This window comes from Paenibacillus camerounensis (genome assembly GCF_000723885.1).
Lineage (GTDB): Bacteria > Bacillota > Bacilli > Paenibacillales > Paenibacillaceae > Paenibacillus_AQ > Paenibacillus_AQ camerounensis.
Map to the genome: position 1 here is coordinate 118192 of NZ_CCDG010000003.1, position 26315 is coordinate 144506.

General features: G+C 54.8%; 19 protein-coding genes and 1 riboswitch. Of the genes, 9 read left to right on the forward strand and 10 right to left on the reverse strand.

Annotated features, from left to right (window positions below):
* Positions 1–44: 44 nt before the first annotated feature.
* Together BN3772_RS00775 and BN3772_RS00780 are read left to right on the forward strand one after the other, a co-directional pair.
* Entirely contained in the window at positions 45–1514 is a 1470-nt protein-coding gene (locus BN3772_RS00775) for a S41 family peptidase (RefSeq protein ID WP_042195609.1), read from the forward strand.
* A 68-nt stretch (positions 1515–1582) separates the two neighbouring features.
* Positions 1583–2938, forward strand: a complete 1356-nt coding sequence (locus BN3772_RS00780; RefSeq protein WP_167336645.1) for a PDZ domain-containing protein — start codon at positions 1583–1585, stop codon at positions 2936–2938.
* 211 nt (positions 2939–3149) lie between these two features.
* Here the strand turns inward: BN3772_RS00780 and BN3772_RS00785 are convergent, their stop codons facing one another.
* Both BN3772_RS00785 and BN3772_RS00790 read right to left on the reverse strand, forming a co-directional pair.
* On the reverse strand, positions 3150–3809 hold the full coding sequence (locus tag BN3772_RS00785) for a response regulator transcription factor (protein ID WP_042195611.1): 660 nt from the start codon (positions 3807–3809) through the stop codon (positions 3150–3152).
* A 115-nt stretch (positions 3810–3924) separates the two neighbouring features.
* The gene (locus BN3772_RS00790) at positions 3925–5082 is read right to left on the reverse strand and encodes a sensor histidine kinase (RefSeq protein ID WP_052380320.1); all 1158 of its coding nucleotides are present in this window, start codon (positions 5080–5082) and stop codon (positions 3925–3927) included.
* Between the two features lie 185 nt (positions 5083–5267).
* Between BN3772_RS00790 and BN3772_RS00795 the strand changes: the two genes are divergently transcribed.
* From BN3772_RS00795 to BN3772_RS00815, 5 genes are all read left to right on the forward strand, one after another.
* Complete coding sequence (locus BN3772_RS00795; RefSeq protein WP_042195613.1) at positions 5268–6203, forward strand: ABC transporter ATP-binding protein; 936 nt, start codon at positions 5268–5270, stop codon at positions 6201–6203.
* A gap of 20 nt (positions 6204–6223) precedes the next feature.
* Complete coding sequence (locus BN3772_RS00800) at positions 6224–7390, forward strand: ABC transporter permease (protein WP_042195615.1); 1167 nt, start codon at positions 6224–6226, stop codon at positions 7388–7390.
* The gene (locus tag BN3772_RS00805; RefSeq protein WP_042195617.1) at positions 7387–8544 is read left to right on the forward strand and encodes an ABC transporter permease; all 1158 of its coding nucleotides are present in this window, start codon (positions 7387–7389) and stop codon (positions 8542–8544) included. Before BN3772_RS00800 ends, BN3772_RS00805 begins: the two co-directional genes overlap by 4 nt.
* 171 nt (positions 8545–8715) lie before the next feature.
* Positions 8716–9876 (forward strand): cation:proton antiporter, encoded by a 1161-nt coding sequence (locus BN3772_RS00810; protein ID WP_042195620.1) that lies wholly within the window; start codon positions 8716–8718, stop codon positions 9874–9876.
* A gap of 272 nt (positions 9877–10148) precedes the next feature.
* Positions 10149–13157, forward strand: coding sequence for an efflux RND transporter permease subunit (locus BN3772_RS00815; protein WP_042195622.1), 3009 nt, complete (start codon positions 10149–10151; stop codon positions 13155–13157).
* Between the two features lie 152 nt (positions 13158–13309).
* On the opposite strand, the gene BN3772_RS00820 is transcribed toward BN3772_RS00815, so the two are convergent.
* The 6 genes from BN3772_RS00820 to gcvT form a co-directional block, all read right to left on the reverse strand.
* Positions 13310–14065, reverse strand: a complete 756-nt coding sequence (locus BN3772_RS00820) for an ABC transporter permease (protein WP_244444647.1) — start codon at positions 14063–14065, stop codon at positions 13310–13312.
* A gap of 62 nt (positions 14066–14127) precedes the next feature.
* A complete protein-coding gene (locus BN3772_RS00825) occupies positions 14128–14934 on the reverse strand; it encodes an ABC transporter permease (RefSeq protein ID WP_042195624.1) in 807 nt (268 codons plus the stop codon).
* 21 nt (positions 14935–14955) lie between these two features.
* Complete coding sequence (locus BN3772_RS00830) at positions 14956–15978, reverse strand: ABC transporter ATP-binding protein (protein WP_042195626.1); 1023 nt, start codon at positions 15976–15978, stop codon at positions 14956–14958.
* A 325-nt stretch (positions 15979–16303) separates the two neighbouring features.
* A complete protein-coding gene (gcvPB, locus tag BN3772_RS00835) occupies positions 16304–17764 on the reverse strand; it encodes an aminomethyl-transferring glycine dehydrogenase subunit GcvPB (protein WP_042195628.1) in 1461 nt (486 codons plus the stop codon).
* On the reverse strand, positions 17761–19113 hold the full coding sequence (gene gcvPA / locus BN3772_RS00840; protein ID WP_042195631.1) for an aminomethyl-transferring glycine dehydrogenase subunit GcvPA: 1353 nt from the start codon (positions 19111–19113) through the stop codon (positions 17761–17763). The genes gcvPB and gcvPA overlap by 4 nt, the downstream gene beginning before the upstream one ends.
* The gene (gene gcvT / locus BN3772_RS00845; protein ID WP_042195633.1) at positions 19110–20234 is read right to left on the reverse strand and encodes a glycine cleavage system aminomethyltransferase GcvT; all 1125 of its coding nucleotides are present in this window, start codon (positions 20232–20234) and stop codon (positions 19110–19112) included. The genes gcvPA and gcvT overlap by 4 nt, the downstream gene beginning before the upstream one ends.
* Before the next feature lie 249 nt (positions 20235–20483).
* Positions 20484–20579: riboswitch (glycine riboswitch) on the reverse strand.
* Positions 20580–20761: 182 nt separating this feature from the next.
* Here gcvT and gcvH point away from each other — a divergent pair.
* On the forward strand, positions 20762–21154 hold the full coding sequence (gcvH, locus tag BN3772_RS00850) for a glycine cleavage system protein GcvH (protein ID WP_042183354.1): 393 nt from the start codon (positions 20762–20764) through the stop codon (positions 21152–21154).
* Positions 21155–22009: 855 nt separating this feature from the next.
* Here gcvH and BN3772_RS00860 read toward each other — a convergent pair.
* Together BN3772_RS00860 and BN3772_RS00865 are read right to left on the reverse strand one after the other, a co-directional pair.
* Positions 22010–22894, reverse strand: a complete 885-nt coding sequence (locus BN3772_RS00860; RefSeq protein WP_042195637.1) for an OmpA/MotB family protein — start codon at positions 22892–22894, stop codon at positions 22010–22012.
* Complete coding sequence (locus tag BN3772_RS00865; RefSeq protein WP_042181183.1) at positions 22891–23670, reverse strand: flagellar motor protein; 780 nt, start codon at positions 23668–23670, stop codon at positions 22891–22893. The genes BN3772_RS00860 and BN3772_RS00865 overlap by 4 nt, the downstream gene beginning before the upstream one ends.
* A 179-nt stretch (positions 23671–23849) precedes the next feature.
* Here BN3772_RS00865 and uvrB point away from each other — a divergent pair, with 179 nt between their 5' ends.
* Positions 23850–25841 (forward strand): excinuclease ABC subunit UvrB, encoded by a 1992-nt coding sequence (gene uvrB, locus BN3772_RS00870; protein ID WP_042195640.1) that lies wholly within the window; start codon positions 23850–23852, stop codon positions 25839–25841.
* Positions 25842–26315: the final 474 nt, after the last annotated feature.

Consider the following 26315-nt stretch of genomic DNA (forward strand, 5'->3'; position numbering starts at 1 on the left):
AAGCGGGCCTTTAGTAGATGGACAGAAGGGACGGTGGGAACATCATGTTAAAGAAAAGCACGGCGGTCTTTATGATCGTCGCTGCGCTGCTCTGCGGGAGCCTGTTAACCCTTGGCGTGACCGGTTATGTGCAGGTTGTCGGACAAGCTGCGGGTGAAGGTGTAGCGGCTGTCCTGCAGACGAACAGCGGCCTGGAGGATAAGGAATCCCAGAAGCTGGGCACCGCACTAAGCCTGATAGAAGATAACTACTACGATACGGTGGACCGGAACAAGCTGATCGACGGTGCTGTTAACGGTATGATGGAAGCACTGGGCGATCCTTATTCCAATTATATGGGCAAGGAAACAGCAGAGAAGTTTGAAGAGAGCATCGAAGGCTCCTTCTCGGGTATCGGCGCTGAAGTATCCTCGGATAACGGTAAAGTGGTCGTTGTCTCGCCGATTAAGGGAGCACCGGCTGAAAAGGCCGGAATTCAGGCTAAGGATGTTATTCTGTCGGTCAACGGCGAAACGCTGGAAGGCCTTGAGCTGAATGACGCCGTCGCCAAAATCCGCGGACCGAAGGGCAGCAAGGCAACGCTCAAGGTGCAGCGGACCGGATCAGCAGAGCCGCTGGAATTCGTGATCACCCGCGACGATGTGAAGCTGGAAACCGTCTATGCCACCATGGAGAAGGACGGCGTTGGCGTCATCGAAGTGACCCAGTTCTCAATGAATACCGCGGAGCGGTTCAAGGAAGAGCTGAACAGCTTGGAGAAGCAGGGCATGAAGGGGCTTGTCATTGATGTCCGCAACGATCCGGGCGGTGTACTGCAGCGCGTTATTGAGATGGCAGAGCAGTTCGTGCCTGCAGGCAAAACCATTGTTCAGGTTGAAAATAAGGATAAATCGCGTGAGGTCAGCACCTCTAAGGGTTCAAGCAAAGCTTATCCGGTTGTAGTGCTGATGAACAAGGGAAGCGCAAGCGCATCGGAGATTCTGGCGGGAGCGCTGCAGCAGTCAGCCGGAGCCAAGCTGATCGGTGAGCATTCCTTCGGTAAGGGTACTGTACAGACCAGCTTCGAGAAGGAGCTTGGAGACGGCAGCCTGCTCAAGATCACGATTGCCAAATGGCTGACGCCGGACGGCACCTGGGTTCACGGAAAAGGCATTGAGCCGGACATTGCGGTGTCCCAGCCGGATTATTTCTCGGTAGCGCCGATTAATAAGAGTGCTACCCTGCAATACAATATGAACAGCTCGGACATTAAAAGTGCGCAGACCATGCTGGACGGCCTGGGCTATAAGCCGGGGCGTAAGGACGGATATTTCGACGCTGCGACTAAAGATGCGGTGAAGAAATTCCAGAGCGCGTCGAAGCTGCAGGCAACCGGCATCATCGATGCCAAAACCGCTGAAGCCTTGGAGCTGGCGCTGATCAAGGTCATTCAGGACCCGGCCAATGACAACCAGCGCAACCGGGGAATTGAAGAGGTGCGGAAGGAAATCCAGAAAGCCGCGTCGAACAAGTAAGAAGGCTGAATTCAGCCTTCTTTTTTTTGAAGCTTGTGTAGAGGGAGTGTGATGACAGTTTGAATGATATGCTAGAACTGCTTACAAGCTTGGGCACAGCGGTCATACACCTGCTGATTCAGCCTTATTACTATATTGCAATTCTGTTCATTGCCCTGTATTACCGCAGACAGGTGGCGCTGGAGCGCAAGCTGATTCATGTGAAGCAGCACGGCTGGGGCTCAGAGACATGGCGGACGGTATGGAGCGGGCTTGTCATGGGTCTGGCCGTGTCATTCGCGGCAGTCGCGGTAGGTATTTCACTGCCGGCAGATGCTGTTGTCTGCATCTGGATTGTCAGCCTGATTCTTATGTTATTCCGTGTACGTTACTTAACTTTTGGTTACTCCGTTGGAGTATTAGGCATTATACAGTTCATTATTTCCTTCTTCCCGGATGCGCTTCAGGACGGAGCCGCCGGACGGCTGGTTACGGCGGTGCGCGGAATGGACATTCCGGCACTCCTCGTGCTGGCCGGTCTGCTGCATCTCGCCGAAGCGCTGCTCGCGCGCTGGCAGGGCGAGCGTCTGGCGACGCCGCTCTTCCTGGAGGGCAAGCGCGGCAAGGTTGTCGGCGGCTACCAGCTGGAAGCCTTCTGGCCGCTGCCGCTGTTCCTGCTGGTTCCCTCTGCTGCGGGAACCGCTGACCTGCCCTGGCAGCCGCTGCTTGGCGGCGGGCTCGGGCTCGTATCGCTGCCGGTTATCATCGGCTTCAGCGGGACAACCTACAGCCTGCTGCCTGCACGCAAGGCAGCCCGCACCGCAGGACGGCTGCTGGCATACAGCATCATCCTGCTGGGCGTAAGCCTGCTCGCCGCCGCCTGGAGCCCGCTGACGCTGGTTGCGGCGCTGCTCGCGCTGCTCCTGCACGAAGGCTTGAACTGGTACAGCGCGCTCGAGGAGCGCAGCACCAGTCCGAGCTTCGTGCATCCGCCGGCCGGCCGCAAGGTGCTGGCCGTCCTGCCGGGCAGTCCGGCAGCGGAGCTGGGCATCCTGCCGGGCGAAGTGCTGCTGAAGGTCAACGGGGTCCTGTTGACCGAGGCGGCGCAGCTGCACGAAGCGCTGCGCATGAATCCCGCTTACTGCAAGCTGGAGGTGCAGAACCGGGAAGGCGAGAGCAAATACCTGCAGCGTCCGATCTACGACGGGGATCATCACCAGCTGGGCATGATTCTCGTGCCGGAGCCGGATGAAGCCGTAACAGCCGGTGCGAAGCCGACCAGCATCTTTGGCATCATCGGCATGAGGACGGGAACGCGTACCCGCCGCAAAGGCCTGGCTGCAGCCGGACTGAACCGGGCCAAGGCGCCCGCCGCTCAGCCGCCCGCCGGACATGAGCGGCCGCGCCCGCCTGAGACCGCGAACACGGAAACACTGGATGCTTAATTAAGCCGCCGGCAATCCATGCTTTTGAAGCGCTGCAATCAACTGATAAAGAAGGCCAGCTCCCCGTCATCGCTGCGGGAGCTGGCCTTTTTGATTGCTGACACACGGCCGGGGGGAGCTCTGCCAGTGAGGAGTGCATCGGTAGTATTAAGCGGCAGAATAGCTAGGGGGTGTCTACTTATTAGTCTAACTGATCCGGTCCGTTAGCCCGTCAACCCCGGCAGTCCCTCAGATAAAATATGGCAATCTGCGTCCGGTCACGCAGACTGAGCTTGCTGAGGATATCGGTAATGTAGTTCTTCACGGTCCCTTCACTCAGGAATAGCCTGGCGGCGATCTCTTTGTTGGTCAGGCCTTCGGCAATGGCGGTGACGATGCCCTGTTCAGCCTTAGTCAGTCCGTAGGACTCAAGGGAGGGCTCCGCTGCAGGAGCCGGCCTGGCTGCTGCGGGCTGAAGAAAGCCGGCCATTTTGCGGGCAATATCGGGGTGGATCAGCATATTGCCCTGGTGTACTGTTTTGATGCCCTGGATAATCCGGTCCGGCGGGATATTCTTCAGCAGATATCCGCTGGCCCCGCTCCGCAGTGCTTCTATTATGTATTCATCATCGTCAAAGGTAGTCAGCATCAGCACAGACATCTGGGGATAGACAGCCTTAATCCGGCGTGTGCCCTCGACCCCGTCGCAGACCGGCATCCGGATATCCATCAGCACAACATCGGCAGCCTGCGGCAGCTCCTGCAGCAGTGTGAGCGCTTCTCCGCCATCGGCTGCGCCGCCCGCGACTTCAATCTCTGCATCCAGTCCGACCAGCACCTTGAGGCTCTCACGGATAAAAGGATCATCATCAACAATCACAACTCTAATCATACAGAAGGCTCACCTCGGCTTGGCTGAATTATGTAGCTTAATAATTGGAACTTAGGATTGTAAGCCTCACGTATGTCTGTTCCTCCAGAAATGTCTGCTCTCCCGCTTCACACTCTCATTTAAGCTCACCATGCCGGTATACCGGCAGTCTGGTAATCACAGTGAACGGCACCTCTGTGCGCAGCTCCAGCGTTCCCCCGACCAGGCCGGTACGTTCGGCCATCCCCTTTAGCCCCATCCCGCCGCTGGCCCGAAGCCGCTGCAGCTCATCCCCGCCCGGCAGCCGTCCGTTATTGCCGGTCTCCATGACAATCTCCCGCTCACTATAACGCACAGTGATCCATACGGAAGTGGCCTTCCCGTGCCTCAGGGCATTGGTTAGGGCTTCCCGGGCGTTTTTGTACAGTACCACCTGCACGCTCGGGTACAGAGGATAGATATCCCCGTGTACCTGGTATGAGGTCTCTATACCGGTGTCCCTTCCGGTCTCCTCCAGCAGCCGGTCCAGGGCGTAGGCACCCTCAAGCTGGGGGGCATAGTTCACCTGTCTCAAGGCATTTCGCATATTATCCATGCTTGCGGCCAACTGGTCCCGGATCTGGCCCATCATCTCCATTCCGGTATCAGGTGAGGCAGGCAGGGTATGAATGGCAGCCTCAACCATTATTTTGACCCGGATCAGCCTGTGGCCGATATCATCATGCAGCTGCCGTGAGATCCGTACCCGCTCCTCCGCCTGAGCCGCGTTCTCCACCTGGGCAGTGAACTGCAGCAGCCGGTTGCGGGTTTCATCTAGCTCGAAGTGTTTTTTGCGCAGCTCATCATACAGAAACAGCGTATCCTCCCGGCCGCGGCCGGCGCGCAGCAGGAGCCTATCCAGCGCAGCCGCAAGCAGAAAGGTAAGGTTGATGCAGATCAGCTCAGAAGAACCTGAGCCGGAAAAGGCAACATTCAGAGCGCCCAGCTGCAATCCGGCGAGCAGAATAGGGATAGAACCGGGCAGCAGCCTGGAATAGCAGAGCAGCGCGGATATAGCCGGAAAAAGCATCAGCAGCCCGTATTCCCGGCACATCCACGCACTGTACAGCAGCTCCAGAATTACGGCTAGCACAGGCAATCTCCCCGGCAGCCGCGCGCCGGCAGTTGCCAGCAGCAGCTGCAGAAGGAAGAAGAAGGTGAACAGGCTATAATCTGAATAATCATATACATAAACGGTGAGCACAGCCGGAATTAACAGCAGGCTGAAGCGGATGATCTGCAGCTCTCTGGTCAAGGTATTCATCCTTTATATCTTAATATAAGGCCGTTGGCGTCTGTATTCATCTTAGCATATCCGGCTGTATGTACAGGAGATGACTTTAGTCACCACCAGCTCATGACTTTGCGTACCTTCCGCAAGGCCTACTGTACGCTACAATGATAACTATAAGAAGTAACCAGAATGGGAGAGATGAGCGGATGGCTCTTGCAGTGCTCAGGGATGTTGTCAAGCGGTATGATCAAAAGCTGACGGTGGACCATGTGAATGTCAAGATTGAGGAAGGGGAAATCTTCGGGCTGCTCGGGCCGAACGGCGCCGGGAAAAGTACTGCCATCAGCATGATCTGCGGCCTGCTTAAATATGATTCCGGTGAAATCGTGATTGACGGGTTATCCGTAAAGGAACATTCGCTTGAGGTTAAGAAACGGATCGGGCTTGTCCCCCAGGACCTGGCGTTATACGGAAATCTGACTGCGGCGGAGAACGTGCGGTTTTTCGGCAAGCTGTACGGTCTGCGGGGCAATCTTCTGAAGGAACGTACAGAGGAGGCGCTTGCTTTTACCGGATTAAGTGACCGGTCCAAAGAGAAGCCGGCTACCTTCTCGGGAGGGATGAAGCGGCGCCTGAATATTGCCTGTGCCATTATGCACCGCCCGAAGCTGATTATTATGGATGAGCCGACAGTCGGCATCGATCCCCAGTCGCGCAATCATATTCTGGAGTCGGTCAAGGCGCTGAACAAGCTCGGCTCGACGATTATATACACAAGCCATTACATGGAGGAGGTAGCGGCGATCTGTGACCGGGTGGCGATTATGGATAAAGGCCATATCATTGCCTGCGGTACCGAGAAGGAGCTGCGCGACCGGGTAGCCCATGAAGAGAAAATCGTCATAAGGGCAGCCAACATAACCCCCGGCCTGCTAAGCGAGCTGGGCAGACATCCGCGGATTAACCGTGTGGAGACCGTGCAGGATGCTGTTGAGCTGTATCTCCCGTCCTCACAGAGTGAGCTGCAGGATATCCTGTTTATTTTTGCCAAGCATGAGGGAGTTATTGTCTCCCTGCATATCGATGAGCCGGATCTGGAGACGCTGTTCCTCAGCCTGACCGGGCGGACCCTCAGGGACTGAGAAAGGAGCTATAAGCTGAAATGAACATTTGGACGATTATGACAGGTGAGCTGCGCAGGCTGCTGCGTTCACGCACCTGGATGCTGAATATGATTCTGCTGCCGATTGTGCTGATCTTCCTGCTGGGTGCCTCGTTATCCGGAGTGGTCGGGGGAGGCAGTCCGGAGACCGTAAATCCGGTGAAGGTTGCTATTGTGAACACTGCAGGGCAAGCTCAGGTGCAATCAGCTATGCTGGATGCTTTTCTGAAGTCGGATGAGGTTCAGCGCTTCATAATTCCTGTAGAGGTGCAGAACCGAGGGGAAGCGGAAAGCGGACTTCGCACAGGCAAATACGGCTATGCTGTCATTGTGCCTCAGGAATTTGACCGTGACATCCAGAGCGGCGTCCATGCGGAGCTGGAATTCATTCTAGGTAAAAACCACAGCGACAATACTGCGGCAGGGGCTGTGTTCGACAACTTTCTCAGCGAAATCAACTACAAGCAGGCGGCAGCATTGACGCTGGGGCCGGAGGCGCTGGCAGCAGTCCAGCCTGTATTGACTGAACAGCCTGCAGTGCAGCTCGGCAATCTCAATAACGGCGGAAAAGATTACACAGCCTCGCAATTTTACGCGGCGTCGATGCTGCTGATGTTTCTTTTGTACAGCGGGCTTACGGTTACGGGGTCTTTGTTCAGCGAGAGGGAAAACCATACGTTGTTCCGGATCAATTCGATGCCGGTCAAGGGCTCGCAGCTGTTCATCGGCAAAATGCTCGGGGTCGGCCTCCTTACGGGAGTGCAGTGTGCGGCAATTATCTTTTTTACCGATGTGCTGTTCGGCGTGTACTGGGGCAACCGTCCGTGGCTGCTGATGGTGTTCTGCCTGCTGATGATTATCGCCTCGATGATGCTTTCGATCCTTGCCTGCATGTTATGCCAGACAAGTGAACAGGCCACAAGTGCTGTGAATTTCTTGACGGTAGCGATGACCTTCATGAGCGGAGGCATGCTGCCTCTGCCGGATTCCTGGGTGAACAGCGTTGGCGCGTTTACAGTTAACCACTGGGAGCTGCAGGCGATGATCAAAATGATGCTGCATTCCGGGTTTGAGCAGCTGTTGCCCAACCTGCTGGTGATGTCAGCAATTTGTCTTGTGCTGATTAGCGGAGTGGTCTTCACATACCGGAAGGTGGGTTACCAATGAGTAAGATATGGACAATTGGCTGGAATATGGTCAAACGGACCATCGGCTCCCGCAGAGGGCTGCTGCTGCATATTTTTCTGCCGGGCATCGTAATTGCCGGCATAATCTCCATTACCGGAGGCAGCGATAACAGCTCCTCTGGTACTGTGCTCTATACTAATCTGGATAACGGTCCGGGAGGCAGGCATCTGCTGGCTGAGCTGAAGGGCACCGGTGAATACGAACTGGCAGAACGTTCTGATGAACAGGCTGTTAAGAAGAGCGTCATTGGCCAGGAGGGCGTTGCCGGGCTGCTGATTCCTCAGGATTACACGGCACAGTTGCTGGATGGCAGGGAGCCTCAGCTGACCGTATACGAGCTGAAGATCACCGAGGATTCGGTGCTGCTGAAGCTGAAGGCTGAAGCCATTGCCAGACAGATGCTGGTGACCGCAGCCACGGTGAAGGGGGCCGGCTCCGATGATCAGGCCGTGCGGTTTGCCGCTATATTGCAGCAGGCAGAGCAGCACAATGTATCAAGTATAAAGACGGATTATGACCTGTACCCGAGGCAGACACTGGGGGTCATTACCGGAATGACCCTAATGTTCCTGATGAGCCTGGTTACCAGCTCGGTCAATCAGATTATGGATGACCGCAGAGGCCGGACCATGATGAGAATGTACAGTGCCCCGGTACGCGCCTATGAGATCACGCTGGGCAATTTCTGCGGCAGCTTTCTGGTAGGTCTCATTCAGATTGCCGTCGTCCTGATTCTCGGCAAGTGGGTGCTGCGCTATGATTATGAAGTACCGATGCTACTGTACTTCCTGGTGCTGGCCGCATTCATGTTTGTCTCTATGGGCATTGCCGCCACGGTAGCCGGCCTGATCCGTAATCCGCGCAATGCCGGCATGCTGAATGCGCTCATTCTTACACCAACCTGTATGCTGGGCGGCTGTTTCTGGCCGATATCCATTATGCCGGAGTACATGCAGAAGGCCGCTAATTTCACGCCGCAGAAATGGGCGATCCAGGCGGTGGACATCGCCGCTACAGGCGGCGGCTGGAATGAGCTGTGGCTGCCCTTTGCCGTGCTCGGTCTGATGGCGGCGATTCTGCTGGCGCTCGGCTCGGCAACGCTGCGTCCGAACGAGGCGGGGGTCAGCGCCTAAACGCCAAACCCTGCCATCCGGCTAATTGTGATTGCGCCTGCCGGGGGCTTAAGGTATACTAATACAATATTGTTCAACCGAATATCTGTTTTACAAGGAGGAGCCTGTCACCAAGGGCTCCTCCTTGTCTTTTTTCGGCAACAGGGGATGATTCTAAGCGGGGGGATGCAAATGGAATTTATTCTGGTATTAGTGCTTATTTTGTTGTTTACGAAGCTGGCGGGGGCGTTATCTGTGAGATTGGGTCAGCCCGCTGTACTCGGCAAGCTGCTGATCGGGATTGTTCTCGGTCCGGCGGTGCTCGGCTGGGTGCAGGACAGTGATTTTATCCATTATATGTCGGAGATCGGTGTGCTGCTGATGATGTTCATCGCGGGTCTTGAGACAGACCTCACGCAGCTGAAGCGTAACTGGAAGTCTGCATTTGCGGTGGCGGTAGGCGGGATCATGCTGCCTTTTCTCGGGGGCATGGCTGTCGGGGAATGGTTCGGCTTCGACCAGCATCATGCGCTGTTTCTTGGTGCGCTGCTGAGCGCGACCTCGGTCAGTATCTCAGTGCAGGTGCTGCAGGAGATGAACAAGCTGAATTCACCGGAGGGTACGACGATTCTGGGCGCTGCTGTGGTGGATGATATTCTGGTGGTCATTCTGCTTGCGCTGCTGATGAGCTTTTTCGGGACAGGGGAGGCCGTCTCCATCAGTCTGCTCATTGGAAAAAAGGTACTGTTCTTCGCCGTTGCTATCCTCGCAGGCTGGCTGCTGGTTCCCCGGCTGATGAAGGGGTTCGCCCCGCTGAAGGTGACGGAGGTTACGGTTACGGCAGCGCTGGTGATTTGCTTCGGATTTGCTTACTTTGCAGAGATGATGGGAATGGCCGGGATTATCGGCGCTTTTGCCGCAGGAATTGCTGTCGGGCAGACTCCGTTCAGGCATACAGTAGATACTAAAGTTGCACCTGTTGCTTATTCACTGTTCGTCCCGGTTTTCTTTGTGAGCATCGGGCTTAGCGTTACCTTTGATGGTGCAGGCAGTCAGATCCCGTTCATGATTGTCCTGGTTATCGTCTCAGTGCTGGCCAAGCTGCTGGGCGGCGGACTGGGGGCGCGGCTTACCGGCTTCAGTACCCGTTCAGCGGTCATAATCGGTACCGGGATGATATCCCGGGGGGAGGTCGCGCTTATCATTGCATCCACCGGACTTGCGAGCGGACTGCTGCTGCCGGAATATTTTACAGCGGTCATTATTGTAGTCATTGCTACCACACTGGTCACGCCGCCGCTCCTGAAGGCGGTCTTCCGTGAACCGGTCCGGCGTCTGGTGAAGAAAGGCTAAGAATAGTCCGCTGTACAATTTCCATCTTAGAAATAGCCCTTCTGCATAGAGCAGAGGGGCTATTCGGCCTGCATGCCACTCCTCATCAGCTGTTCTCTCTATCCCGGGAATTAGGATGACCGCGTCTTAAGACTGAGTATGAAACCAGCCGCAGGACGGTTTTGGCATCCATATAAAGGGACTACACTAAAGCAAGAAAGCAGCTGTTATACATAAGGAAAGCAGACATAGTGTATTAGCCTAAATAGGAGAGCGGAAGGGGAATTCGAAACATGACATGGTTCACAAAATGGTCTTTTGGCAATAAGGGGGCTGTCGGCCTGCTGGTCGTTATGGCGCTGGTAGTGGGGATACTGAGCTATACTACACTGCCGATGGAATTTATGCCTGAAGCCGATAATCCGCAGGTGACGGTTACAGTGCTGGGGCCGGGCAAGAATGCGCAGTCAATGGAGAGCGGCGTTACGAAGCCGATTGAGGCGGCCACCGCTGCAGTCAAAGGCAAAACCGGTCAGATGTCCACCTCCGGGGACGGGTACGCCAAGGTGGATCTTTATTTTGACGGGAAAACCAATATGAAGGAAGCCTCGCAGGAGGTGGAGAAGGCAATCGGTGCGCTGACGCTCCCGGAAGGGGTGATGGACCCTTTTATTGTGCAGCTGAACACTTCAATGATTCCGGTGGCGCAGACCACGTTATCTTTTGACGACGGGCTGACCAAAGAAAATCTGGAGGCCGCCGAAAACACCATTATCCCACAGCTGCAAAAGATAGACGGTGTAGCCAGTGTAGCCCTCTACGGCAAAACCAGTCCGCAGGTGAATGTGAAGCTGGACCCGCAGGCGATGGCATCAAAGGGCGTCTCGACAGCACAGGTGCTGGGATTGCTTCAGGGACGCAGTGTATCGGCTTCCATCGGTGAGCAGACGATCGGCGGACAGACGGGAAATGTGAATGTTACGTCCTCCATAGACAGTCTGGATACGTTAAACAGGCTTCCGGTCGCTGCCGGTGTAACCCTGCGGGATATCGCTGCCGTTACAGTCAAAGCCGATCAGGAGAGCGTCAGCCGCTCGAACGGCAAGGATGTGCTGTTCGCAATTATCACCAAGGAAGCCGGGGCAAATGCGGTTGATGTCGGTGAGAAGGTGCGGGATGCTGCGGATGAGATTAACACGAGTGTGCCGAATGCCGAGCTGTCCGTTATCTTCAGCACCTCTGATATGGTCGTTACCTCAGTTAACAGTATGATGCGTGAGGTGCTGCTCGGTGCCCTGTTCGCAACGGCCGTTATTCTGCTGTTCCTGCGCAATATCCGGGCTACGCTGATTACAGCAGTATCTATTCCGCTGTCGCTGGCTGTGACCCTGTATCTGCTCAAGGTTTCCGGTATCACGCTGAACATCGTCACACTCGGCGGTGTCGCCGTTGCGGTAGGGCGGCTGGTCGATGACAGCATAGTTGTAATTGAGAATATCTACCGCCGGCTGCAAAAAGAGCCCTTATCCCGTGAAACGGTAATCAGTGCGACTGGTGAGGTTGCGAGAGCCATCACCACCTCGACGATTGCCACCGTTGCGGTGTTCCTGCCGATGGGTCTGCTGCGGGGCAGCCTGCAGGCTTTTCTGCTGCCCTTTGCTCTGACGGTAACTTACTCACTGCTGACCTCGCTGGTTGTAGCGCTGACTGTAGTGCCGCTGCTGAGCGCCTGGCTGCTGCGGGGCACTTCCATGAAGGCGCATGAGCCGGCCAAGTGGTTCTCCCGTTTCCTCGACTGGAATCTGCACCGCAAGTGGATCACGCTGACGGCAGGCCTGGTGCTGCTCGCGGGCTCCATCGCCGCTTATATTGCAATGCCGAAGGGGGCGCTGGATGCAGCGGATGCCAGTATGGTTGCTGTCCAGCTTGTGTACCCCAATGATGTACCGGTAGCGGAGGTGCTGGAAAAGGGCAAGCAGCTTGAGCAGGAGATGATTAGCCGGCCGGAAGCCGAAACCGTCGTGATGCAATCCGGCAACAGTGCAGATATGGCTAAATGGGGAACGGTAAGCTCACTGACTCAGGTAGACTACACTGTGCTGATGAAGGAAGATGCCGATGCCCAGCTGTTCCTTGATCATGTACGGGGTCTGCAGGACAGCTATGAAGGAGCGGCACTCACTGCTAACGAATCCAGCATGATGGGCTCCTCCTCCACAAGTGAATATGTGGATATTGCCGGCGATGACCTGGCGGAGATTCAGACGGTCGCCCAAAAGGCGGCAGCCCTGATAGAGGCCGTTGACGGGGTAAACAAGGTCACCAGTAATATGGAGGACACCAAGCCGGTATTTGCCTTTGGCGTTGATCCCGCTGCGGCTAATGCCCAGGAACTCTCAATGCAGCTGGCAGCTATGCTGAATCCGGTTCCGCTCGGGCAGATGGAGCTGGAGGGCTCGCCGGCGGCGGTTGTACTGGAGCCGGTGCTCCAGCCGCAGTCACAGGAGGAGCTCAAGCAGATTACGCTGATGACCTCCGGCGGCCCGCAGCTGCTCACTGACGTAGCTTCACTTGAGGTTACAGAGCAGCCGGCCATGCTCTACCATAAGGACGGCAAGCCTTATGTGCGGATTACCGCAGAGGTGGATGCGAAGAGGGTATCAGCTATCGGGGCAGAGATCACCAGGCAGACAGACACTATTACCCTGCCCGAAGGTGTAACCCTGTTTGCCGGCGGAGCCTCTGCCGATCAGGCCGGAGACTTTGGTGATCTGGGAATGACGGCCCTGATCTCAATCGGCCTGGTCTACCTGATCATGGTGCTGACCTTTAAGACACTGCGCGCCCCGCTGGCAATCATGTTCTCGCTGCCGCTCGCAGCAATCGGGGCAATCGTTGCATTGATCATTTCGGGGGTGACTCCAGACTTTACAGCATTATTCGGAGCATTGATGCTGATCGGAATTGTAGTCACTAACGCGGTTGTGCTGATTGACCGGATCAAGCAGAACGAGGAGCATATGACGGTGAGAGCAGCGATTCTTGAGGCGGCAGGAACACGGATGCGTCCGATTCTAATGACAGCAATTGCGACCATCTGCGCCATGCTTCCGCTTCTGTTCGGACATTCAGAGCAGGGCAGTATCGTCTCGCAGAGCCTTGCAATTGTCGTAATCGGCGGACTGACCGCAGCAACTGTACTGACGCTGCTGGTTGTACCGGCGGTATATGAGCTGCTGTATTTCCGGAGATCAGCCAGGGAACGGAAGGAAGCGGGGAAGCAGGCGGAAGCAGCATTGTAAGGATGGATGATTGTGAATCGTATTCGGGGATGACCCAGACCTGGGTAAGCATCTCAGTATAAAGCCGGAGGCAGTGCGGAAATTCCGCACTGCCTCTGTTTGTTGCCGTTAGGGTTCTGCCGTATTCATAAGATCAGCAAGAGACCGCGCCGCTAATTGCCCGTGCTCTCATACCGCGACAGCCCGAAGCGGAAGATGCCGTACGCTGCGGCCATGCTTCCCAGCGCCGCAACCGGAGCCAGCATCCACCAGCCTGACCAGCCGCTTTTGCCGAAGACATAGGTAGCCGGATAGAAGCTGATAAAAGCATACGGCAGCACGGTGGAGACAAATACACGGATCGCCTGCGGAAACAGCGACAGCGGATACTTGGCCAGATCAGCCAGGTTATGGACCATCAGCGGAAAGGCATTTCCGGCATTTTTGATCCAGAAGGCGGCTGAATTGGCGGCCAGATTAATGGATACGCGGATAATCACCGCCGTAATCAGGAGAAGGAGAATGATGAAGATTTTCCCCGGAGTAAAATGTACATTTCCGTGAATCAGAGACTGCCAGATGATGACTCCGCCGATCAGCATATTGCCGAGGCCGTTGATCCCGATCCCTGTGCAGAAGACCTGCAGCACCACAGGCACCGGCCGCAGCAGGTAGCGGTCCATTTCACCCAGATTAACGAGCCGGCTCATCCGCCAGGTGCCTTCAAAGAACAGCGAGCCGACGCCTTCCGTCACAAAAATCATCGCATACATAAACGTTACTTCCCAGAACTGCCAGCCGTTGATATCCGGAATCCGGTCATAAATGACCCAGAGGAAGACAAAGCCGAGCACCTGGGTTAACGCAGCGGAACACATTAATATGTAGAAATCCTTATTATATTCAAGTATGGCTTTGAGCTGCTGCACGTATAACCGCCTGTATAAATAGAACATCCTTGATACCCGCACCTGTTCTCACTCCTTTCATCTTATCCGCCATGAATGGTTACCTGGCGGACCGCCCAGTTCCACATGGCTTTGCCGGCGAACCAGAGGGCAATTCCCCAAAACGCCTGTAAAGCGATCAGCTTCAGACTCTCGGCGGTGCCGGTCTGCTGCAGAAAGATCATCGTCGGCGTATGAATGATGCTCTGAAAGGGCAGCCATAAAGCCAGCCGCTCCAGCCAGTCCGGGAAAAAGGCCAGCGGTACAAGCGCTCCAGACAGCAGGTTGGTAACAGCAATCCGCGTCCAGACGATGCCCATTGAGCCGGTTGACCAGAAGCAGAGCAGTGCCGCCAGATACACGACGCCGAATTTAACCAGAATGGCGCCGAGCAGGCTTAAGAGAAACAGCGCATAGACAAGCGGCGAGTGCGGCAGGGTAATTCCGGACAGAAAGGAGGCAAATATCGTCAGCAGAACCGCGCTCATACCGCCCTCCAGCAGACTGGCCCCCAGCGTCTCCGAGAAGCGGGCGCTCTGGAAGTCCAGCGGCTTGAGCAGATCTATCGCTACGCTCCCATCCAGGATTTTACCGGAAATGGAGGTTTCGGAGTACCAGGAGAGCACGGAGTTAGCCAGAAAAGTGACCAGCAGATAGGTCTTCATCTGATCCCAGGTGTATCCGCCGACCTCGCTGCGGCCGCTGTAAATGCCCTGCCACAAAAAGTAGATTGCCAGCAGATTCACGGTATTGGCCAAAAATCCGATTACATAGGAGGTCCGGTAGGCCAGCACATTTTGCAGGGAACGGTTCGCAATGCTCCTGTATTTTTTAAGTGGAATAGCAGACATGGCTGTGAGGGTCCTCCTTTCTTATTGGGCTTGCTGATTCAGATTCAGATCGAGATTACCGTCATATACAGCCTTGATTACCTGTTCAATGTTGGCATCCTCCATCCGGAAGTCAATGACCTCGCCATGGCGCATCACCCGGCTGACCACATCACTGGCGGTATATTCATACCGGTCAAAAGCAACAGAGAATTCCTGTTCATTCTGCAGCGTAAGCCTGATTCCGGGAGTCTGGTCCAGCTCTGCGAACAGCTCCGGCATCGGTGAGCCAACCTGGAAGAAAATAACCCGGCTGCGGGCAAAACGCGACTTCACCTCGCTCAGGCTGCCATCATAAATAATCATGCCATGGTCGATGATAATCAGCCGTTTGCACAGGTCCTCAATATCGCCTAGATCATGAGTGGTCAGCATGACGGTGGTCTGCTGCTCCTGGTTGATTTTTTTGATGAATTCGCGGATCTTCTGCTTCACGGATACATCGAGCCCGATCGTCGGTTCGTCGAGATAGACAATGGGCGGGTTATGTAAAAGGGCTGCAGCCAGATCGGCGCGCATCCGCTGCCCCAGCGAGAGCTTCCGGGCGGATAAATGAATGAATTCATTCATGCCCAGCAGCTCGATAAACTGCTCCAGATTATTCCGGTACACGTGATCGGGAATCTCGTAAATATCCTTCAGCAGCGAAAAGGATTCGACAATCGGAATGTCCCACCACAGCTGGGTCCGCTGGCCGAAGACCGCACCGATTCCGGCGGCGTTCTCCATTCTTTTTTTATACGGATTGATACCGTTTACAGAAATGCTGCCCCCGGACGGCTTCAGGATGCCGCTCAGCATCTTGATCGTGGTGGACTTGCCGGCACCGTTCGGTCCCACGTAGGCGACAGTTTCACCGGTTTCGATGCTGAGATCCAGCGGATGGACAGCCACTTTTGTAATGTTTCTGGGGACAATCAGGTGCTTGAGCGCCCCTTTCAGGCCCGGCTCCTTCACCGCCTGCACAAAGGACTTGGTCAGGCCCCTGGCTTCGATAATACTCAAGGCTATTCCTCCCTTACTCTGATGATTGTGATCTTTAGACAAAAGCCATGTTCCAATATAGCACTTGGCTCGTGTCGAAAACTGGCGGAATAGCATAGCAGCTAAAAAAAATTATTGGATTTTAACGAAAAAAGTCGGCCCCGCCGCTGAGGCATTATTTTTAATAGTACAGCTGTAACGGATAAAACTATTTAATTTTGATTGAGCGGCAGATTAGTTAAGATGTTGTACGGAAAAGAAAACGCCATTAAAAAAGCGGCTATCTCCCAAAGGATACGAGTATCTTGGGGGTAGCCGCTTTAATTTGATTATTAATCTGAATATATTAACCGCAAGAGCAGTTCAATACCGGCTTCCGCGCAGCCTGGGTTTCATCCAGACGGCTGATTTCGGTTGTATGCGGAGCGTTGATGACGATCTCCGGTGTCTCCTCGGCTTCCTTGACGATCTGAATCATGGTTTCAATGAACCCGTCGAGTGTTTCCTTGCTTTCGGTTTCGGTCGGCTCGATCATCATGCACTCTTCGACGGTGAGCGGGAAATAGACTGTCGGCGGGTGGTAGCCGAAGTCGAGCAGCCGCTTGGCTACGTCGAGCGTACGCACCCCGTATTGCTTGAGATTGCGGCCGGACATAACGAACTCATGCTTGCAGACGCCCGGATATGGAATTTCGAAGTACGGTGCCAGCCGGTGCATCATATAGTTGGCATTCAGCACAGCGTTCTCGGATACCTCGCGCAGGCCGTCCGGTCCGTAGGTGCGGATGTAGGCATAGGCACGAACGAGGATACCGAAGTTGCCGTAAAAGGCTTTGACCCGGCCGATGGATTCCGGTCCGCCGTAGTTCAGCGAGTAGCTGCTGTCTTCATTCTGTACTACAGAAGGCTGCGGCAGGAACGGAATAAGAATCGACTTTACGCCGACAGGTCCGGCTCCCGGGCCGCCGCCGCCGTGCGGGGTGCTCATCGTTTTGTGCAGATTCAAATGCACGACGTCGAAGCCCATATCGCCCGGACGGGTAATGCCCATGATCGCATTGGAATTCGCTCCGTCATAATAGAGCAGGCCGCCGGCTTCATGAACGATTTCAGCAATCTCGACAATCTGCGTTTCGAACAGGCCGAGCGTACTCGGGTTAGTCAGCATCAGTGCAGCAGTGTCGCTGCCGACGGCAGCCTTCAGGGCTTCAAGATCCACCATGCCTTTGGCATTGGAAGGGATCGTTACGGTATCCAGGCCCGCAGCTGCGGCACTGGCCGGATTGGTGCCATGTGAGGAGTCCGGCACGATGACCTTAGTACGCTTCTCGCCGCGGCTCTCATGGTAGGCGCGGATCATCATCAGGCCGGTCCATTCCCCGTGGGCACCGGCGGCAGGCTGGAGGGAGACGGCATCCATGCCGGTCAGAACGGCCAGATCTTTTTGCAGAGTATACATCAGTTCAAGTGCGCCTTGAATGCTTTCTTCCGGCTGGTAAGGGTGAATCTTAGCCAGACCCGGGAAGCGGGCTACATCTTCATTAATCTTTGGATTGTATTTCATTGTACAGGAGCCTAGCGGGTAGAAGCCGTTATCGACACCGAAGTTGCGGCGGGAAAGGGCGGTGTAGTGGCGGATTACATCCACTTCAGACACTTCCGGCAGCAGCACTGGCTCACTGCGCAGCAGTCCGGCCGGTATCAGGGTATCAATGGCCGCATCCTCAGGAATATCGCATACAGGCAGGGAATAGGCTGAGCGGCCGGGACGGCTAAGCTCAAAAATCAGACTTTGTTCCGGTTTCATAAACAGCCCTCCAATAGCTTGGCGAATTGGTCGATTTCCGACTTGCTTCTTTTCTCCGTAACGGCAACCAGCATATGTCCGGCCAGCTCCGGATAATCACGGCCTAGATCATAGCCGCCAAGGAAGCCTTCTTTAACAAGCCTGGAATTAATTTCACTGACGCTGCTTCCTTCAGGAAGCTTCAGTACGAATTCGTTAAAGAACGGTGCGGTGAATGCAGGGGCTGCGCCTGGAAGCTCTCCGAGTCTGCCTGCTGCATAGTGGCTCTTGCGGATATTTAGCTCGCCGACCTCGCGCATGCCCTCTTTTCCCATAACCGACAGGTAGACAGAAGCGCACAGCGCCAGCAGCGCCTGGTTGGAGCAGATGTTGGAGGTCGCCTTTTCACGGCGGATATGCTGTTCGCGGGCCTGAAGAGTGAGCACGAATCCGCGCTTACCGTTACGGTCCACGGTCTGGCCGACAATCCGGCCCGGCATACGGCGCATCAGCGGCTCTGCTACAGCGAAGAATCCGCAGGTCGGACCGCCAAGCGAAGCCGGAATGCCCAGCGGCTGCGCATCACCGACTACAATGTCGGCTCCGAGCTTGCCCGGTGTTTCCAGAACGCCCAGTGCCAGCGGATTGGCACTGACTACGAGCAGTCCTTTGACCGTATGAATCAGCGGTTCGATTGCCCGGAGGTCTTCGATTGCCCCGAAGAAGTTCGGGGACTGTACCAGCACGGCTGCGGTATCCCCGTCGATTGCTTCAGCAAGCTTGGCCTGATCGGTTACGCCATCTTTATAATCAATTTCCACGACCTCAAGCCCCCAGGCACCGGCTGATGTAGCCAGTACTTGCCGGGCTTCGGGATGGACGGTACGGGAAACAATCAGTTTTTTGCGTTTGGTTGCGCCTGCTGCCAGAACAGCCGCTTCCGCGAAGGCTGTAGCGCCGTCGTACATGCTGGCATTAGCCACCTTCATGCCGGTGAGCTCACAGATATAGGATTGGAATTCGAAAATCGCCTGCAGCTCGCCCTGGCTAATCTCCGGCTGATACGGGGTGTAAGCTGTATAGAACTCCGAACGGGAAATTACATGGTTGATGACAACCGGGATATGGTGATCATAGATTCCGGCGCCGAGGAAGCTGGCGTGGGTATCGAAGTGGGCGTTCTTGTCGGCCAATTCTTTCATATGGCGGAGCAAGGCATATTCATCCAAAGCCTCTGACATCGGCATAGTACCCTGATAGCGTACAGATTGCGGAATGTCGATAAACAGCTCCTCCATGGACTGAATCCCGACGGCTTCCATCATCTCCTTGCGGTCCTGCTCAGTCATGGGCAGATAACGGTGCTTCATTGCGGCTTCACTCCCTGGCTTTTTTTATAAAACGGTGCTTTGACCACAGCAGCCTTAAGCTGTTTGCCGCGAATCTCCACATAAATTTCGGTGCCGATATCACTGTAGGCTGCATCGAGCAGCGCAAGTCCGAGATTACGCTTCAGCGTCGGGGACTGGGTTCCGGTTGTTACCTCGCCGATCTTGACACCGTCTGCGTAGACGGGATAGTGGGAACGCGGAATGCCGCGGTCAATCATCTCAAGCCCGACCAGGCGGCGGGGCAGCCCGGCTTCCTTCTGCTTCACCAGCGCATCCTTGCCGATGAAATCTGCTTTATCCAGCTTGACGAAGAACTGTACGCCGGCTTCCAGCGGAGTGATATCTGCCGACAGCTCCTGGCCGTACAGCGGCAGCTTGGCCTCGAAGCGGAGCGTGTCGCGTGCGCCCAGACCGGCCGGCGTCAGTCCATGCGGAGCACCCGCTGCCAGCAGGCCGTTCCACAGGGCGGCGGCTGTATCGAGTGGGGCGTACAGTTCAAAGCCGTCTTCACCAGTGTAGCCGGTACGGGAGAGCAGGACTTCAACGCCGCAGACCTCAGCCTGCTCAATGAAGTGGAAAGGCTTCAGCTCTGCAACTGGAGCGGAGGTCACTTCACGGAGAATTGTTTCCGCGAGCGGACCCTGCAGTGCCAGTAACAGGGTGTCATCCGAGACATTCACCAGGCTGACTCCGCTGAACTCAGCAGTGAGATGCTCCTGCAGCCACTGGAAGTCCTTATCGATGTTGGAGGCGTTGACGACAAGCATGTAGCGTTCTTCACCAAGACGGTAGACGAGCAGGTCATCCACAACTCCCCCGTCCGGATACAGCATCAGGGTGTACTGTGCTGCACCGTCAGCCAGCCGGCTGACATCGTTGGTGGTCATTTTTTGCAGAAAAGCTTCCGAGCCGCTTCCGCTGACCATGAACTCCCCCATGTGCGATACATCGAACAGTCCTGCCTGCTGGCGGACAGCCTCATGCTCCTTAACGATTCCTGTAAACTGAACCGGCAGCTCCCAGCCGCCGAAATCAATGCATCTGGCCTCCGCATAAGCGGAATAAAGGCTGTAAAAAGGCGTTCTCTTCAAAGCTTCCATGTGCTCACTCCCCTGATCTGATTACACATAAGCATAGCGGCTGTCCCGTACCCGTCCGGGCCGGCGCCTGTTTGGATAGACAACAAAAAAAGGACAGAGCGGACGCTAAAAATACGCACTTGTGCGCAAAAATAGCCTTCCGCTCTGTCCTTTGTACCTGAGAGTTACCCTGCCGGGACCAAATCCCGCAGGTTTCCCCGTTGGTGATCAGTGCGCTGCAGATGCAGGGACTGATGCTCTCCAGAGATGCGTCCGGCAAAGGTCCTTTTGCCTGAGAGATTCACCCGCCATGGGCTTACTCCTTCGGCGCCGTCTTCAAGAGACAGTCTCTCCCTATGCCATCATTCGCAAACCATATTGATGTTCTGATGTCTCCATTAAACCGGGTATTGGACCCGGCGTCAACAAAAAAACGTCAAAAAGATGACAAAATTAAATTTCCTGTCAGTTATATTGACATTGCGCAAGCCGATATCTTAGTCTATAACTACATTTACAACACCAAATTCGGAAATGAGGCGCTTGAAATGAGTGAAGTGTTAGACAACCTGCGGTACAGTGAAGAGCACGAATGGGCTCAGCAGGGTGAAGGACGCGTAGTGCGGGTCGGGATTACGGATCATGCCCAGCATCTGCTCGGGGACATCGTGTTTGTAGAGTTTCCTGAGGTAGGAGCTGCTATTTCCGCCGGGGACAGCGTAGGCAGTATTGAGTCTGTAAAGACAGTTTCCGAATTATATTCACCCGTCTCGGGAAAGGTGACCCGGATTAATGATGCACTGGAGGCCAGCCCGGAGCTGCTGAATGACGAGCCTTACAGCGGCGGCTGGATCTTTGAGCTTGAGCTTGACGGGGAATACAGCGAGGCTGTTGCCGGACTGCTGGATGCGGCTGCTTACCGTGAATTAATCGGGGAATAACAGCTGGGCAATTTGTGCAAATGAAAACAGGCACTCTTGCCTTCGCCAAGGTAGGGGTGCCTGTGTAATATAGAGGCGGATTTCGTATGCGGCTTACATCATGCTGCGCGGAGTCCGTCTTTTTCTGCTGCCGCTCAAGCTATCCTTAATAAAAGATCGGGAATTTGTTAAGCTCCGGGTACAGCTGCGGGACGATCCGCCATAACAAGCACAATAGCCCCATGCCAATTAGTGCAAATGAAATCAGGAGAAGAAGGAGCCTGATAGTACGGTTTGGAGCTGTGTTGACGCGCAACACAAAACGGTAGATACAGATAAGGTAAAACGGAAACAGCAGCACCGCAGACATACCCATACACAGAAGAAATCTTATCTCGCCAGAGGAGGGTGGAATCATCTGATCCGGATTATAGACAGGATTTATCTGTGAAAAAAGTAGAAGCAGCGGAACGTAAGCAAACAGCAGCTGCAGAGGAAAGTGGCGGATGACTCTGGTCTCAGAATGGCTGGAGAGTATCCACCAATAGACATACCAAGCCAGGGCAAGCGCTCCTCCGGCGAGCACATAGTGTCCTGCCATCCAGATCAGTTTGCCGGCAGGATAGCTGTAAGCCTCTTCACCCCAAAAATAATTATTCGAAGTAAACATGATTAATACACGGGAAGTAAAACCGATTCCTACAATGATCCAGGTTGAGACAAAAGCAGTGACCAGCAAAGAACTGCACAGCGAGATCATTTCACGGTAACGTAAAGGGGGTTATTTCGTTGTTATTAATCATCTAAATTCAGGCTCCCTGTCAGCAAAGTTTGGCAGTGTTGCCTTCTGCTGATCTCTTGGCTGCAACGAATCCGTTATTCCTCTTCCTGCAGCTGCCGGAGCACAATTAGCTCAACCCGGCGGTTTCTCTGGCGTCCCTCGGCCGTAGCATTGTCGTAAGCGGGCCGGGTGTCGGCATAACCCGCATACTGGAAGGTTCCCGGGTCCAGCCCTTCACTGTCCAGAAAAAAGCGCAAAACCGAGAGCGCGCGTGCCCCCGACAGATCCCAGTTATCATTATACTGTGAGCCGGCAGACACGGGGGTGTTATCGGTATGGCCTTCGATGCTGATCGATGCGCCTATGCCGCTGAATAAACCGGATAGCTGGCGAAGTGCCGGAAAAGCAGGCGGCTTCAGCTCTGCCCGGCCGGCATCGAACAAAAATCGGTCGCTAAGCGTAATGGCAATCCCCTGCGGCTTGTCCGCCACAAAGATCTGGCCGCCGAGATTATTGTCCTCAACATAAGCTGTGATTACGTTCATAAGGGCGTTAAGCTTGGCTTCCTGTTCGCGGAAAGCGAGCTCGCGCGCAGACGGCGGCTCATTCCCGTCCTGTTCTTCTACGGCAGGTGTTCCGCCGGGGCTGCCTGCATTGCCTGTTCCGCCTGTTACGGAATCATCGGTTCCGTCCGCGCTGCTTCCTCCGTTATGCCCTCCGGCAGCAGGGGGATCTTGAATTCCGTTCTCTCCATCCAGAACACCGCTTCCCCCATCCAGCACAGGGTTTCCGCTACGGAACGTTTCAGACAGGGAACCCGTTACTATTCTGTACTTCTCGGTGTCCAGACTGCTCATCGCATACATGACGACGAAAAAAATCAGCAGCAGCGTAATCAGATCCGCATAGGTAATCATCCAGCGGTCCCGGGGCTCGTGCTGTCCATCACTCTTGCGGCTGCGCCGGGTCCGTTGCTTCATGACAGGCCTCTGAAGGATCTCTCTATATCCGGTGAATCAGCGATAAAAGAGCTCAGCTTCTTACGCACCAGATGCGGAGGATCCCCGTTCTGCAGGGACAGTATGCCGACCAGCAGCATCTCCATGCTGCTTAGCTCAGTCTGAGCACGGGATTTAATTTTGGAGGCGATGGGTAAAAAGATTAGATTGGCGCTGGCTACACCATACAAGGTTGCGGTAAAGGCGACTGCAATGGATGAACCGAGGCCTGACGGATCAGAAAGATTACTGAGTACATGAATAAGTCCCATGACGGTTCCGATAATCCCCATAGTCGGGGCGTATCCTCCGGCAGCTTCGAAAATTTTGGCGTATCCTTCATATTTCAGCTCTTTGGCATCCATATCCAGCTCCAGAATCTGGCGTACCTGATCCGGATCAGTACCGTCGACGATGAGCAGCAGCCCTTCACGGGTAAAAGGGTCGGGATGCTCCTCTGCCTGCTTTTCCAGCGCAAGCACACCGCCTCTGCGCGTAATAGCCGCCATCGAGATCAGTTCCTGGGCTTTATCGAGATCGGTGTCAGGCTGTCTGCCAAAAGCAAGGCGGAGCGCAGCGGGTACAGAGCGCAGCTTGGAGGCGGGAAAGCTAATCAGCACCGCAGCAAGCGTGCCTCCGAATACAATAAGGGCGGCGTTTGGCTGAAGCAGTCCCGGCAGCGTACCGCCTTCCCGGAAAAAACCGCCAATAAGCGCGGCCAGCCCGGTCAGGAGGCCGATAATTGAGGTGATATCCATAGATCAGTCTCCTTAGATTTCTATATATTATGGTTTGCATCCATGTAGGCAACGCTGTATAATAAACGGGAACACGCATTCTTATCTTTCATATTTTTTATACCGTATGGGATCAGCGCATTCAGACCACAATTAGTGGTATATTAATATATTTTAGACGATAGAGGGGAGACGGGCAAATGAGTGATATTGTCGTCAGTACGAAGACTTTTAAACTGGAGTCCGAGTATACACCCCAGGGCGATCAGCCTCATGCCATAGAAGAATTAGTGAACGGCATCCGGCAGGGTAAGAGACACCAGACGCTGCTGGGAGCAACGGGTACAGGCAAGACCTTTACCATTGCACAAATGATATCCAAGCTTAACCGTCCTACACTGGTTATTGCGCACAACAAGACACTTGCTGCACAGCTGGCGAGTGAGTTCAAGGAGTTTTTTCCAAGCAATTCCGTCGATTACTTCGTCAGTTACTACGATTATTATCAGCCAGAAGCCTACATTCCCTCCTCCGACACTTACATCGAGAAAGATTCCAGCATTAATGAAGAGATAGATAAGCTGCGCCACTCGGCAACGAGCTCACTGTTTGAGCGGCGTGACGTCATTATTGTGGCGAGCGTATCCTGTATCTATGGTCTCGGATCGCCGCAGGAATACGGCAGCCTTCTGCTTTCTTTACGTGTCGGAATGGAGAAGCCGCGCAATCAGATTCTGAGCCGGCTCGTGGATATCCAATATCAGCGCAATGATCTTAACTTTGTGCGCGGTACCTTCCGTGTACGCGGTGATGTGGTCGAAATCTTCCCGGCTTCCCAAGGAGAGCACGCAATCAGGGTTGAACTATTTGGTGATGAGATTGAGCGGATTACAGAGATTGATGTGCTGACCGGGGAGCTGATCGGCGAGCGCGATCATATTGCAATTTTTCCGGCCTCTCACTTTGTTACCCAGGAAGAGACCATGCGAGTCGCATTAGTCAATATTGAACGTGAGCTTGAGGAGCGGCTGGCCGTTCTGCGTGATGCAGGCAAGCTGCTCGAGGCACAGCGCCTGGAGCAGCGGACACGCTATGATATCGAGATGATGAAGGAGGTCGGCTTCTGTTCGGGGATCGAGAACTATTCCGGGCCGCTGACCTTCCGGGAGCCCGGGGCTACTCCTTATACGCTGATGGATTACTTCCCGGATGACATGCTGATTGTCATCGACGAGTCACATGTTACGCTGCCTCAGATCCGGGCCATGTATAACGGTGACCGGGCGCGCAAGACGGTGCTGGTTGAGCACGGCTTCCGCCTCCCGTCTGCACTGGATAACCGTCCGCTGCAGTTCGAGGAGTTCGAAGACAAGGTGAACCAGATTGTCTATGTCTCAGCAACACCGGGACCCTACGAGATGGAGCACTGCGAAACAATGGTGCAGCAGATTATCCGGCCAACCGGCCTGCTCGACCCGATTATTGAGGTGCGGCCGACAGAAGGACAGATTGATGATCTGATTAATGAGATCCGTGAACGTGTGGCGCGGGACGAACGGGTATTGGTGACCACACTGACCAAGAAAATGTCAGAGGATCTTACGGATTACTTTAAAGAGATCGGCATCAAGGTCCGCTATATGCACTCTGATATCAAGACGCTCGAGCGGATGGCGATTTTGCGGGATCTCCGGCTCGGTACGTTCCATGTCCTTGTGGGTATTAACTTGTTAAGAGAGGGCCTTGATCTTCCTGAAGTATCGCTGGTTACTATTCTGGATGCTGACAAGGAGGGCTTCCTTCGTTCCGAGCGCTCGCTGATCCAGACGATCGGCCGTGCGGCCCGTAACTCAGAGGGACGGGTCATCATGTATGGCGATCGTATAACGGATTCCATGGAGAAGGCGATCAGCGAAACTGAACGCCGCCGGGCGATTCAGATAGCTTACAACGAGCAGCATGGGATTACACCGACGACAATCAACAAGAAGATCCGCGAAATCATCGAAGCCACTAAGGTGGCCGAGTCCAAAGCCGATTATCTCACCGGTGCAGGCGGCAAGCTGAATAAGAAAGACAAGCAGAGCCTGATGCAGCGTCTGGAGGCCGAGATGAAGGACGCCGCCAAGAACCTGCAATTCGAGCGCGCCGCCGAGCTGCGCGACGCTTTGCTGGAGCTGCGGGCTGAGTAAGGTCACACTACGTATTGAACAGAACGGCTCTTTTCAGGCCGTTCTTTTTAGATAAGCAGATAGCATAAAAGCTTTAGGTATTTGCGCATTCCGCAGGAACAGCTCGCAGTTGAGCCCTTGCGCATTCCGCAGGAACAGCTCGCAGTTGAGGCTCTTGCGCATTCCGCAGGAACAGCTCGCAGTTGAGGCTCTTGCGCATTCCGCAGGAACAGCTCGCAGTTGAGACTCTTGCGCATTCCGCAGGAACAGCTCGCAGTTGAGGCTCTTGCGCATTCCGCAGGAACAGCCCGCAGAACAGCTCGCAGTTGAAGCTCTTGCGTATTCCGTAGGAACAGCCCCCGGAGCGCCAAAAGTTCAAGCGGTCCCGCAGGGACAAGCGATCCCGGCACCCAAGTAACTAAGTCCCTTCAATCCTACTCCCACGCCAACCCTTGCGGGTGTCCAGAGGGTGCAACCCTTGGGGCCCTCCCTTGG